This window comes from Vibrio ezurae NBRC 102218 (genome assembly GCF_000467185.1).
In the GTDB taxonomy this organism is placed as follows: Bacteria; Pseudomonadota; Gammaproteobacteria; order Enterobacterales; family Vibrionaceae; genus Vibrio; species Vibrio ezurae.
Genome location: NZ_BATM01000060.1, coordinates 1 through 13,087, shown reverse-complemented (window position 1 = coordinate 13,087; position 13,087 = coordinate 1). Strand labels below are relative to the sequence as shown.

The window sequence follows — 13,087 nt, the reverse complement described above, 5'->3', positions numbered from 1 at the left end:
ATGTCCACCCATCTACCTATGATCGAAGAATCTGATACTCAAGCAACACCTCAGCGCGTGCTAGAGGATGTATTTGGCTATCAAGAATTTCGTGATGGTCAACAAGAGGTAGTGGAGGCTGCACTGTCAGGTCGAGACTCGATGGTGATTATGCCAACCGGTGGTGGTAAGTCATTGTGTTACCAAGTGCCTATGCTGGTGGCTCCGGGAATGGGGCTGGTTATCTCTCCTCTTATCTCTTTAATGAAAGACCAAGTGGATCAGTTAAAAGCCAATGGTGTCGCGGCGGAGTGCATTAACTCTAGTATGAGTCGAGAAGACTTACTGTCGGTGTATAACCGAATGCATCAAGGCAAGATTAAATTGATTTACGTTTCGCCTGAGCGAGTGTTGATGCGTGATTTCATGGAGCGAATCCAGTATTTAGAAATCAATTTAATTGCCATTGATGAAGCGCACTGTATCTCTCAATGGGGGCATGATTTTAGACCTGAATATGCCTCGTTGGGGCAGTTGAGACAGCAGTTTAGTCATGTGCCTTTTATGGCTCTCACGGCAACGGCTGACGATACCACTCGCCTCGATATTGATGCGCGATTACAACTTAATGACCCATTGTCTTACTTGGGGAGTTTTGACCGACCGAATATTCGCTACACCTTAGTGGAAAAGGCAAAACCGGTTGCGCAGATCATTCGCTATTTAGCGACGCAAAAAGGTCAGTGCGGCATTATCTATTGTGGCAGTCGCAAAAAAGTAGAAATGCTCACCGAGAAGCTGTGCAATAACGGCATTCGTGCTATGGGATACCATGCCGGAATGGAGCCGGATGAGCGTGCTTATGTTCAAGAAGCCTTTCAAAAAGACGATATTCAAATTGTGGTGGCGACAGTAGCGTTTGGTATGGGGATCAATAAACCTAACGTGCGCTTTGTGGTGCATTTTGATATTCCAAGAAATATAGAGTCCTACTATCAAGAAACCGGCCGTGCAGGTCGTGATGGTTTGCCAGCTGAAGCTATGACGCTCTATGATCCATCAGATATCAACTGGCTACGCCGTATGCTGGATGAGAAAGAAGATGAGCAGCAGAAAAAGGTGGAGATGCACAAGCTAAATGCCATGAGTGCATTTGCCGAAGCGCAAACCTGCCGTCGCCAAGTATTGCTGCATTATTTTGGTGAATATCGCGAAAAAGCATGCGGTAACTGTGATATTTGTATCGATCCTCCTAAAACCTTTGATGGTACAGAAGCGGCACGAAAAGCATTGTCTTGTGTATATCGAGTGAAACAATCCTTTGGCATGGGTTATGTCACCGAAGTATTACGTGGCATGCAAAATATTCGTATTCGAGAGAATGGTCATGACAAAATCTCGACTTATGGTATCGGGCGTGAAAACAGCCATGATTACTGGGTGAGTATTATGCGTCAGTTGGTCCATAAAGGATTGCTGACACAGAATATTGCTCGTAACTCTACCTTGCAATTGACCGAAGAAGCGCGCCCATTATTGCGTGGCGAGATGACCTTAGAGTTGGCCGTACCAAGATTGGATCTAACGCTATCCTCTAAGTCAGATAAGGCGCCAACTAAGCACTACGATAAAAAGCTGTTTGCCAAATTGCGTAATCTTCGTAAGCGAGTGGCAGACGAGGAAGGATTACCACCTTATGTGGTGTTTAACGATGCTACCTTGATTGATATGGCGGATATTCTGCCAACTTCATACGGCGAAATGCTGGCGGTGAATGGTGTTGGGCAACGTAAACTTGATAAATACGCCGATAAATTTTTAGATCTGATTCAGGAGCATATTACAGGTGTCTAGTTTTTTCCTTCGTCATTTAGACCTAGAAAATGGGCGACTATCACTGGTTGCTCCTTGTTTTGATCACGATGACTTTGCCGTTATAGGGCAGAAATTTGTCGACTTGATTGATGCTAGCGTTATTGAGAAACAGCAAGATGCGGATCTACATTCATGGTTGATCGACTTTGAAGGTTGCCAATTGATGCTTCGTGCCGAACACTATAGTGAATCTATGTGGCTAGAGAGCTTATCAGCGACAGAATCACAGCCAGAGCTACAGTTTTTGGCTAACCTAGTGGCTAAAGGCATTTAATAACACGTACTTAATAAAAATAGAGCGTTAGGTTTCACATGAAACCTGAACATTTATCAATCCGCGCTTTTATTAACGTAAGCCTCATAAGCCAATAGTTGATAAGTCTTAGTATTGTTCATCTATTGCACAATTTTATTCGTTATGTATAATGCCGAGCCCGCCATTTGGCTGGGCTTTAAAATTTGAGATGAAGCACATTGCTTCGAATGGGTTCCCTCGCCCCCATCTACTAAAAAGGTACAATATGAACCGTTTTGATCCGTCCCAACTGCGTAAAGCGCTATTCCTTTTAGCGTCCTTTCACTTAATAATCATTGCTTCTAGCAACTACCTTGTACAACTGCCATTTACCGTATTTGGTTTCCATACCACTTGGGGTGCATTTACTTTTCCGTTTGTGTTTTTGGCTACTGATCTGACTGTGCGAATTTTTGGCGCACCAATGGCACGCAAGATCATTTTCTTAGTCATGCTTCCTTCGTTGTTAGTATCATATTTGTTGTCTGTCATCTTTTTTGAAGGGCAATTTCAAGGCGTGGCGCCGCTTGCTGAATTTAACTTGTTCGTTGCGCGAATTGCGATTGCTTCATTTATGGCTTACTTGCTAGGGCAAATACTAGATGTGCACGTATTTAATCGTCTACGTCAAATGAAGCAGTGGTGGATAGCGCCAACGTGCTCCACGCTATTTGGTAATGCATTGGATACATTGGCATTCTTTGGTATTGCGTTTTATAACAGCCCCGATGCGTTTATGGCGCAACATTGGCAGGAAATTGCGCTAGTTGATTACACCTTCAAGCTGATCATTAGCTTAGGCTTATTTGTTCCTATGTACGGCGTATTGTTGAATTATCTTATTCGCAAGCTTACCACTCGTTCAGAGCAGGGACTTCCTGCTCAGGCATAAAAGATACACTTAGAGCTACGTATTGATACAGAAAGCCCCAATAGTGAGTAATCAATTATTGGGGCTTTTAAGTATGTACTGACGATTTAAATGGTCGTTATTAATGCGTTGAGCAGTAGTGTTGCCAAAGCTTATTCGCTTCTTGATCGGCCAGTTGCTTATCTTTTAGTTTGTTAAATAGTAAGGCTGTTAACGAAGAAACCACATGATTAGCCATTTGTACTTTGTCGTTTTCTACAGTGCCCAGCGGACAGTGTGTAGGTGTACTAATTGCTTCGTTATAAATCTCATTCCAGTAGTGAGCATGTAAGCCCTCACTATCACTTGACCAAACAGTTTGACTCACCTTAGGGTTGTACTCAGACTCCCCTGATACCCCTTTAAAAGACACCACAGAGCAATTTGAGTGACCAATATTGGTTTCTATTTCAGCGTGCAGTTCTTGAAATCCTGGGTGAAAACTTCCGCGAACACCGTATTTCGCACTACCAGGGTTAAGCCCTCTTACGACTGTATTCATTGGAGTACGTAGACCGTAGCGCTTTTTCCAATCCAGCATTTTCTTTGCTATCGGCGCAAAGTGAGCTAACGGTAGGTAAGCAATATTGGATGACTCAATGAATGAGGCAGCCTGTGCCATATCTTGCGCTTGTTGAATATTGAGCTTCGCTAAATAGTGTTGGCTATGAATACGGTCTGAACCTATATCTAAATGTCCGTGAATAAGCACTTTATAGCCTGCTTCTGCCAAGATAGAAGCAGCAATTAAGTTCCACGGCAGTGCTTGCTGTTGTCCATTTGCATCCAGTTTACTTTTTTTGCCAGCGTAACAAGGCCAGTCAATATCCACTTCTATTTTAGGTAGTCGCTGGTGGAAGGCTTTGGTGAATCCCGCAATTTCAGCGGCAGTTTCATTATTGACTCGAATGAGCATCATCAACATTGCCATTTGATCATCATCGATCTTACCGTCAAGGTATTGATCCATCACGGCATAGGCCTGATCAAAAGAAAGCGGTTTACGACCTCTTTCGCCGCGGCCAACACAACGGATACATTCTAAAATTATGCTCATTAACTAAGCTCTCCTTGCTTAAGTTTCTATAGAAAAGTTTAGCTCCTGTCCTATAGAAGTTGTCATGTAAAAAAGCCCAACTTATTGAGCTGGGCTGATTGAATTAAATTTGTTTGATTTGCAGGGGCCAGTTTTGGTCACTTTGCCGATGCGCTTCAATTTCGAGTTCAGCAACGGTCAATGGATTAAGTAAACACCAACTTGCCTCTATGCTTAAATCGAGGTTTTTCTCTTGTGCTTGCAGGCTAACATGAGGTTGCAGGTCAACGTTGCGCCTATGAGTGAGCAATACAGACAGTCTTAAAATTCGCAGGATGTTTTCAGCACTTTGTCGGCTGACGGCGTGTTGTTCAGGCAAAGATGACAGGGCATCTTTATAGCGAGCCGTAATGTCTGCCAATAGAGACTTTTGTGCTTGCGTATAGCCCGGTAGGTCAAGGTACTGCAACAGGTAGGCATTGTGTTTGCCGGCCTTTTTAAAATCGATAGTCAGACCAATTTCGTGCAATTGAGCAGCGGCTTTTAATAGGTCGATAGCGACAGGTTCGGCTAAGAAGTTTGGCCCACACTGTTCAACCAGCTTTAGTGCGGTGTGTGAGACTTGCTGAGCATAGTCTTGATCCAGTTGGAAGCGTTGCTGGACACTCGCTAAGGTGCGCTGACGAATATCGTCTTGATGCAGCTCCTTAATCATTTCATACACCATACCTTCGCGTAATGCTCCGCCCGCGAGGGTCATGTCTTCTATTTCTAGCAGTTCAAAGATGGCTAATAAAATGGACAGTCCGCTAGGGAACACCAGTGCTCGCTCTAGGGTTAAACCTTCAATCTCAAGTTCTTCTAATGCGTTAGAACGCATGGCTTGTTTTTGCAAGCGCTTGAGTTTGGAGTGAGTAATCACTTCGTCCATGCCTTGCGCTAGCATTATCTCTTGTAGTGCTTGAACTGTACCACTTGCTCCGACACACATATCCCAACCTAGTTGAGTATATTCGTGTAATACCGGTGCTAAGGTTTGCTTCGCGGCCTCAATGGCACTGCGAAAGTTTTCAGCAGTAAGTTGTCTATCACTAAAGTGTTGCTCTAACCAAGTAACACAGCCCATTTGCAGACTATGCAGCACTTTGGCATCAAAGCCTTCTCCGATAATAAGTTCGGTACTTGCGCCGCCAATATCGACAACAAGACGTTTTCCTTTACCACCGGAGGTATGAGCAACACCTTTATAGATAGTCGCCGCTTCTTCGTCTCCAGAGATGACTTGAATATTCTTACCTAGAATATGGTTCGCCTTCTCTAAAAACACATCAATATTTGTGGCGACACGTAATGTTGCTGTACCCACAATACGGATGTTCTGTTCAGGTATATCTTGTAAGCGTTCAGCAAACAGAGACAAACAGTCCCAACCCCTTTGCATTGCTTCTTGGCTTAATACGTTGTTGCTGTCTAATCCAGCAGCTAAACGAACTTTGCGTTTGATTTTTGCCATAGTTCGAACGCTTCCATGAACGTGTTTAACCACAAGCATGTGGAAGCTGTTCGAGCCAAGGTCAATGGCGGCATAAAGAGGAGATGAGTCTGTCATAACCAGATTAGCTATTCCCTGATGGTTTATTGTAAGGTCGAGGTGGTCGGTTACGTCGCTGATTGTTATTGCGACCTTGTGGTTTGCCACCCGGACGACGATTGCTTGACGAGTGACGCAAACGAATAGGTTTTGGTAACTCTTGAATTAACGCTTCCGGATCATATTCTGATGCTGGAATTGAATGGCCAATGTATTCTTCAATCGCAGGTAAATTGATCGCGTATTCTTCACAAGCAAAGCTGATTGAATATCCGCTTTCTCCAGCACGACCAGTACGACCGATACGGTGAACATAATCTTCACTATCATCAGGTAGATCATAGTTGAATACGTGCGTCACAAGAGGAATATGCAGACCACGTGCGGCTACATCGGTCGCCACTAAGAAATCTAATTCGCCAGACGTAAATTGCTCTAAGATTCGCTCACGTTTTTTCTGCGGAATATCCCCAGTTAAAAGACCTACACGATGCTCATCAGCAGCTAAATAACCCCATACTTGCTCACACTTATATTTAGTGTTGGCAAAAATGATGGCTTTTTCTGGCCAATCTTGCTCAATCAATGTCATGAGTAGAGCCATTTTATCTTCGTTAGAAGGTTGGAATAGCTCTTCTTCAATTCGCACGTTTGTTCGGCGCTCAGGCTCAACTTCTACATGCTCAGGATTATTCATGTGCTCAAATGCGAGTTCTTGTACGCGATAAGACAGCGTGGCAGAGAACAGCATGTTTAGACGATCTTTAGGCTCAGGCATACGACGGAACAAAAAGCGAATGTCTTTAATAAAGCCTAAATCAAACATTCGGTCAGCTTCGTCTAATACAACGGCTTGAATGTGATTTAGATTAAACGCCTTCTGTTTAAAGAAATCGATAATACGGCCTGTAGTACCAATTAAGATATCAGCACCTTGTTGAATTTCATGAAGTTGCTTGTCGTAGCTTTCTCCACCATAAGCAAGGGCCGCTTTCACACCTGTACTTGCAATCAAAGATTCAGCATCTCGATGGATCTGAATCGCTAATTCACGCGTTGGCGCCATAATAATGGCACGCGGTTGGTTCACTGCTCGAGACTCATCGGCAGGGTTTTTTAGTAGGTAATCAAAAGTAGCGGTTAGAAAGGCTAATGTTTTACCAGTACCCGTCTGAGCTTGTCCCGCAATGTCTTGGCCAGTGAGCAGTACTGGCAGCGCTAACGCTTGAATCGGAGTACAATACTCAAATCCTTTTGTTTGCAATCCAGCTATAATACTAGGGTGCAAATCGAAGTCGGCGAATTTTTGCTCTGTGATGTGTGTCTTTTTCATGAGCATAGAATATCAGCTTACGCTTGCATTAAGAAAGGAAATCCATTCCAATAGGCAATCTAATTGCTGATGATCATCTAATCAGCAACAGAAAATTGATTTGGAGCTAAAGATGAGCGATAAGATTTTGCAGCTTTCTGACGATGGTTTTGAAAGTGATGTAATTAAAGCTGCAGGCCCTGTGCTAGTAGATTTTTGGGCAGAATGGTGTGGCCCTTGTAAAATGATTGCCCCTATTTTGAATGAGATATCAGAAGAGTACGCTGGTCAACTTACGATTGGTAAGTTGAATATCGATCACAATCCAGCAACGCCACCAAAATATGGTATCCGTGGTATTCCAACACTATTGTTGTTTAAAGACGGCAATGTGGCTGCTACCAAGGTAGGTGCGCTATCAAAAACTCAATTAAAAGAGTTCTTGGACGCAAATATCTAAAATAAAAACCTAAATTAACCGTGTATTTCTCAGTACACGGTTTTGTTTTTTCCATAAGCTAGACTACGCTTGTTTTTAGTGCTAGTTTATTGCACGTAAATCATACGATTTTTCATTTCTTGGTCGATCCTGAGACCAAATCTCTCTTAACTAACACATACAGATCTTATTTTGACTACTAAATCTAATACAAAGACCGTTACCAAATCGAATTCAAAATCGACCACTATGAACTTGACTGAGTTGAAGAAAAGACCTGTCCCGGATTTAGTGAAACTTGGTGAAAGCCTTGGTCTTGAAGACCTTGCTAGGTTGAGAAAACAGGACATCATTTTCGCTACGCTAAAAGCTCACGCTAAAAGCGGTGAAGATATCTTTGGCGATGGCGTCCTTGAAATTCTACAAGATGGATTTGGTTTTCTGCGCAGCTCAGATAGCTCATATCTAGCTGGCCCAGATGACATCTATGTATCTCCAAGTCAGATTCGACGTTTTAATTTACGTACTGGCGACAGCATTGCAGGAAAAATTCGCCCACCAAAAGATGGCGAACGTTACTTTGCACTGTTAAAGGTTAACTCGGTTAACCACGATAAGCCTGACAACGCACGTAATAAAATCTTATTTGAAAACCTGACTCCACTGCATGCCAATGAACGTATGACAATGGAAGTCGGTAATGGTGCGACAGAAGATATTACTGCTCGTATCTTAGACTTAGCCTCACCAATCGGTAAAGGCCAACGTGGCTTGATCGTTGCTCCGCCAAAAGCGGGTAAGACAATGTTGCTACAAAACATCGCACAAAGCATTGCTCGCAACCACCCAGAGTGTGAGTTGATGGTTCTGCTAATCGATGAGCGTCCAGAAGAAGTAACCGAAATGCAACGCCTAGTTCAAGGTGAAGTAGTGGCTTCAACATTTGATGAACCAGCATCAAGACACGTACAAGTGGCTGAGATGATCATCGAAAAAGCGAAGCGTCTTGTAGAGCACAAAAAAGATGTGGTTATCTTACTTGATTCAATTACTCGTCTTGCTCGTGCATACAACACCGTGATTCCATCATCAGGTAAAGTACTGACTGGTGGTGTAGACGCCAATGCTCTACATCGTCCTAAGCGTTTCTTCGGTGCCGCTCGTAACGTTGAGGAAGGTGGAAGCCTGACTATCATCGCTACCGCACTTGTCGATACTGGTTCTAAAATGGATGAAGTTATTTACGAAGAGTTTAAGGGTACCGGTAATATGGAACTACACTTAAACCGTAAGATTGCAGAGAAGCGTGTTTTCCCTGCGATTGATTTCAACCGTTCTGGTACTCGTCGTGAAGAATTGCTGACGAAAACGGATGAACTACAAAAAATGTGGATTCTACGTAAAATTGTTCATCCTATGGGTGAAATCGATGCGATGGAGTTCCTCATTGATAAATTAGCAATGACAAAAACTAACAATGAATTCTTTGACGCGATGAGACGTCAATAATCAAGTAATCTAATATTTTTAGTTTATTGAACTTATTGTTAAAAACGTCACCTAATTTAGGTGGCGTTTTTTAATTATTAGAGTGTATTACCGCCAGGAAGGCCGATGAGTAACAGGGAGTTGGAATATGCATAAAAAATTATTACTCATACTACTGTCAGTTATGTTGAGTGGCCTCGGTGTAGCGCAAGCGGTGGAATTAACTCAGCAGCAGAAGCAGGAGATGCTTTCTGATGTACAATCTCATACCGATGCAAAACGTATTGCCACACTTGCTCTTTCTGATCAATCAGATAAAGCGAACTTTGACCTTCTACGTATTAAGCAGCCACAGCAAGAAGTGGTTCGATTTCTAGCAATACAGGCTATTGCTAAAAGCCATCCGCGATACACTTCCGATCTTGCCGTGTTTGTCGACTCTCAACGCAAACTTCCTTCTTCTTTGACTCTGGTTGAGCAAGGCGATGGGTTTCGTTTTAGTTCTCCTGCCTTTGCTTATCAACAATTAGCACAACGCTTAATGGACGATTGGGATCTAAATGAGCAAGAAATGGACTTTTATATTGCTGTAGAGAGTGGGCAATTAAACTTACGAGCTTGGTTAGCTGAAAATCCAGAGCTGCGAGTGTCTAGAGAAAGGCTACTGATTGAAAATGTCATGAAGTTATCTGATGAAGGGATGCACTTTTTAGCAAATCAAGTGACGACTCCTAACGTCGTTTCATGGTTACCGAGTGCTGATGTCATGGTTGCAATCGCCGCAGCATCTCAAAATTCTGATTTGTACAATATTCTTTGGAAAATGAAGACGAACAGCGCAGTACGTCGAGAGCTAGAACGACTTGGTGTTGATGGTAGTGAATTCTCTATACAGCAACTAATTGTAGCAAGCAGCAATCCTTCATTAAATAAACGTAGTCTACAGTTGTTGGCAAAATATGCGCCAACCTCACAACCAGCAGAGACCTTTTTAGTGTCGAAGATGACCAATCGACATGATGCAGAGGTGATAAGCAGTAGTATTCAAGAATATGGATACAGCAGTTGGTTTAATCAGTGGGTGATCGAGCACCCAGAACTCTTTAATCATTAAATTTGTTAGCTGAAGCCCACGGGCTTTTTGCTATACTGCGGCAATCTTTTTAGGCTAAATGGATTGTTATGAGCTGCAAAGACTTGCGAGATTTCCTTGCTCTTTTGGAGAGAGAGGGGCAATTGAAGCGCATTTCCACCCCTGTTGATCCCAACTATGAAATGACAGAAATTAGCGACCGTACACTACGTGCTGGTGGCCCCGCACTTCTATTTGAAAATCCCATTGGCTATGACATGCCTGTATTGACCAACTTATTTGGTACCTCCGAACGAGTAGCCTTAGGTATGGGACGCCAGAAAGTCAGTGATTTACGAGAGGTAGGAAAATTATTAGCCTACCTAAAAGAGCCTGAGCCACCTAAGGGTTTTAAAGATGCTCTAGATAAATTGCCAGTGTTCAAACAAGTACTCAACATGCCGGTAAAGCGTCTGCGTAAAGCGCGATGCCAAGATATTGTTTGGCAAGGCGAAGAGGTCGATCTCGATAAAATCCCGGTCATGAGTTGTTGGCCTGATGATGTCGCACCGTTATTGACTTGGGGATTGACCATTACAAAGGGCCCCAATCAAAAACGCCAAAATCTAGGTATTTATCGCCAACAAAAGTTGAGTAAAAATAAGGTCATCATGCGTTGGCTGGCTCATCGAGGTGGCGCATTAGATTTGAGAGATTGGGTGGAGGCTAATCCAGGAAAGCCGTTTCCTGTCTCGGTGGCCTTTGGTGCTGATCCTGCAACGATACTGGGTGCGGTTACTCCAGTGCCAGATTCATTGTCAGAATATGCGTTTGCAGGGTTACTGCGTGGCAGTAAAACGGAAGTGACAAAGTCAATTAGTAATGATTTAGATGTTCCGGCAGGCGCAGAGATTGTCTTAGAAGGATATATCGATCCAAGTGAGTTTGCTGATGAAGGCCCTTATGGTGATCATACGGGGTATTACAATGAAGTGGAAAGTCACAATGTATTTACGATTACGCACATTACTATGCGTAATGACCCTATCTACCATAGTACCTATACAGGTCGTCCGCCAGATGAACCCGCGGTACTGGGTGTAGCACTCAATGAAGTGTTTGTCCCTATTCTACAAAAACAATTCCCCGAAATAGAAGATTTCTATTTGCCACCAGAAGGCTGCTCTTATCGAATGGCTGTTGTGACGATGAAAAAGCAATATCCTGGACACGCAAAGCGAGTCATGATGGGGGTTTGGTCTTTTCTACGTCAATTTATGTATACAAAATACGTACTGGTTTGCGATGAGAATGTAAATGCGAGAGATTGGGATCAAGTTATTGCGGCTATGACCGAGCATTTGCAACCTAAGCGTGACATAGTGATGATCGAGAATACTCCTATTGATTCCCTCGACTTTGCCTCTCCGGTAGTCGGCTTAGGTTCTAAAATGGGACTGGATGCCACTATAAAGTGGCAAGCAGAGCTAGTGGTATCTAACGATGAACCTTGTAATTTTCCTGTTTTGGAAGTAACAAAAGCTCAGCAGCTTTGTGAGCAGTTTAAGCGGAAACACCCTGATGTTCTTGATTGCTACCTGCCGCCAGAAGCAAACTGCGGAGGAATGGCGATATTATCAATAGATAAGAAAGAATCAGGACAAGGTGTTAAAGCAATTGAAGCAGCTTTGTTGGAATTTTCTCAGTATGCAGCCATTAAGTTTGTCATCGTCTGTGATGATGATGTTGATATCCGAGATTGGAACGATGTGATCTGGGCGATTACAACTCGAATGGATCCTGCTCGTGATAGTCAATTTATTGATGGCATTCAATCTCAACTTGGAATCGATGCAACCAATAAGTTAGATGGTGAAGCGACCCGAGAATGGGGTAGGCCAATACATAAAGATAAACAGTTGGTTGAGCGTATTGACCAAGTTTGGGAAAAACTCAATATATTATGAGCTATCAAGTAGAGCTCTTGCCGAGCGGAATTGTATTTGAAGTGAATGAGCAGCAGACAATACTAGATGCTGCGCTAGCGCAAAATATAGCATTTCCAAATCGTTGCCAGGTTGGCGCGTGTGCGATGTGCCTATGTCGTTTAAAGAAAGGTACGGTCACGTACCAATTAGAACCATTGTTAACAGAGAAAGAGCAAGCCTTAGGTTGGGTATTTGCATGTCAGGCGTTTGCCACAACAGATTTAGTACTTACTTTTGAAGAGTAGGGATATAGAGGAAGATATGACCATTAGTTGTAAAGTTAAGTCGATTGAGGCGCTAGCCAGTAATACTTTTCGCGTATTGCTTCACCCTGAAACGCCAGTAGCGTTTAAAGCAGGTCAATACTTGATGGTTGTAATGGGCGAGAAAGATAAGCGTCCTTTCTCTATAGCGAGCAGCCCATGCCGTCATGAGGGGGAGCTAGAACTTCATATTGGCGCGGCAGAAGAAAATGCCTATGCGTTAGAAGTAGTGGAGAGTATGCAAGAAGCGTTGAATAGCGATAGTGATATTCTGATTGACGCACCACATGGTGATGCCTTTCTTCAGCAAAGCGATCGAGCGATGTTACTGATTGCTGGTGGCACAGGTTTTAGCTATGTACGTTCTATTCTTGATCACTGCATTAGTCAGGGGTTAGAAAACGCCATTCATTTATATTGGGGTGCAAGAGAAAAATCTCAGTTATATGCGTTTGAAGAGCTGAGTGCTATTGATAGTGAATATGCCAACATCCATTTTGTTCCTGTCGTCGAAAATGACGAAGGGATCTGGAGTGGAAAAACTGGAAACGTACTGCAAGCTGTGATGGGCGACTTTTCTGATCTATCTCAACACGATATTTATATTGCTGGTCGCTTTGAAATGGCGGGCAGTGCAAGAGAACAGTTTATTTTTAATAAAAAAGCAAAAGTAGAACAAATTTACTCAGATGCATTTGCTTTCATCTAAAGTGTTATAGCCTCGATTTAACAAGAAACACCCATAAACAGCCTGCTTTTCAAGCAGGCTGTTTGTTTGTTAGGCATAAAAAGAAATGCATGAAAATAAATGAAGAAAAGCCTTGCCAATGAGCTGAGCA

The 13,087-nt window shown here is 43.1% G+C and carries 12 protein-coding genes; 9 read left to right on the top strand and 3 right to left on the bottom strand.

What is annotated here, in order from left to right; all coding sequences use genetic code 11:
• Positions 1–18: 18 nt before the first annotated feature.
• The 3 genes from recQ (at position 19) to VEZ01S_RS16040 (ending at position 3,041) form a co-directional block, all read left to right on the top strand.
• Positions 19–1,833 (top strand): ATP-dependent DNA helicase RecQ, encoded by a 1,815-nt coding sequence (recQ, locus tag VEZ01S_RS16050; protein WP_084621740.1) that lies wholly within the window; start codon positions 19–21, stop codon positions 1,831–1,833.
• Positions 1,826–2,128 carry a DUF3630 family protein gene (locus VEZ01S_RS16045; RefSeq protein ID WP_021715103.1) on the top strand — a complete coding sequence of 101 codons (303 nt, stop codon included), beginning with the start codon at positions 1,826–1,828 and terminating at the stop codon, positions 2,126–2,128. The genes recQ and VEZ01S_RS16045 overlap by 8 nt, the downstream gene beginning before the upstream one ends.
• 247 nt (positions 2,129–2,375) lie before the next feature.
• Positions 2,376–3,041, top strand: coding sequence for a 7-cyano-7-deazaguanine/7-aminomethyl-7-deazaguanine transporter (locus VEZ01S_RS16040; RefSeq protein WP_021715102.1), 666 nt, complete (start codon positions 2,376–2,378; stop codon positions 3,039–3,041).
• A 100-nt stretch (positions 3,042–3,141) separates the two neighbouring features.
• On the opposite strand, the gene VEZ01S_RS16035 is transcribed toward VEZ01S_RS16040, so the two are convergent.
• The 3 genes from VEZ01S_RS16035 to rhlB all read right to left on the bottom strand — a co-directional run bounded on the left by VEZ01S_RS16035 (position 3,142) and on the right by rhlB (position 7,019).
• Positions 3,142–4,116, bottom strand: a complete 975-nt coding sequence (locus VEZ01S_RS16035) for a glycosyl transferase family protein (protein ID WP_021715101.1) — start codon at positions 4,114–4,116, stop codon at positions 3,142–3,144.
• A gap of 103 nt (positions 4,117–4,219) precedes the next feature.
• Positions 4,220–5,704: a guanosine-5'-triphosphate,3'-diphosphate diphosphatase gene (gene gppA / locus VEZ01S_RS16030; RefSeq protein WP_021715100.1), complete on the bottom strand. Its 1,485-nt coding sequence runs from the start codon at positions 5,702–5,704 to the stop codon at positions 4,220–4,222.
• A gap of 7 nt (positions 5,705–5,711) precedes the next feature.
• Positions 5,712–7,019, bottom strand: a complete 1,308-nt coding sequence (gene rhlB, locus VEZ01S_RS16025; RefSeq protein ID WP_040891268.1) for an ATP-dependent RNA helicase RhlB — start codon at positions 7,017–7,019, stop codon at positions 5,712–5,714.
• 112 nt (positions 7,020–7,131) lie between these two features.
• Here rhlB and trxA point away from each other — a divergent pair, with 112 nt between their 5' ends.
• The 6 genes from trxA to fre all read left to right on the top strand — a co-directional run bounded on the left by trxA (position 7,132) and on the right by fre (position 12,957).
• On the top strand, positions 7,132–7,458 hold the full coding sequence (gene trxA / locus VEZ01S_RS16020) for a thioredoxin TrxA (protein ID WP_021715098.1): 327 nt from the start codon (positions 7,132–7,134) through the stop codon (positions 7,456–7,458).
• A 228-nt stretch (positions 7,459–7,686) separates the two neighbouring features.
• Positions 7,687–8,946 (top strand): transcription termination factor Rho, encoded by a 1,260-nt coding sequence (gene rho / locus VEZ01S_RS16015; protein ID WP_021715097.1) that lies wholly within the window; start codon positions 7,687–7,689, stop codon positions 8,944–8,946.
• 127 nt (positions 8,947–9,073) lie between these two features.
• Positions 9,074–10,039 (top strand): hypothetical protein, encoded by a 966-nt coding sequence (locus VEZ01S_RS16010; protein WP_021715096.1) that lies wholly within the window; start codon positions 9,074–9,076, stop codon positions 10,037–10,039.
• A gap of 68 nt (positions 10,040–10,107) precedes the next feature.
• Positions 10,108–11,964 carry a 4-hydroxy-3-polyprenylbenzoate decarboxylase gene (gene ubiD / locus VEZ01S_RS16005; RefSeq protein ID WP_021715095.1) on the top strand — a complete coding sequence of 619 codons (1,857 nt, stop codon included), beginning with the start codon at positions 10,108–10,110 and terminating at the stop codon, positions 11,962–11,964.
• Positions 11,961–12,230: a 2Fe-2S iron-sulfur cluster-binding protein gene (locus VEZ01S_RS16000; RefSeq protein ID WP_040891262.1), complete on the top strand. Its 270-nt coding sequence runs from the start codon at positions 11,961–11,963 to the stop codon at positions 12,228–12,230. Before ubiD ends, VEZ01S_RS16000 begins: the two co-directional genes overlap by 4 nt.
• Positions 12,231–12,246: 16 nt before the next feature.
• A complete protein-coding gene (gene fre, locus VEZ01S_RS15995) occupies positions 12,247–12,957 on the top strand; it encodes an NAD(P)H-flavin reductase (protein ID WP_021715093.1) in 711 nt (236 codons plus the stop codon).
• The last annotated feature ends 130 nt before the right edge of the window (positions 12,958–13,087 follow it).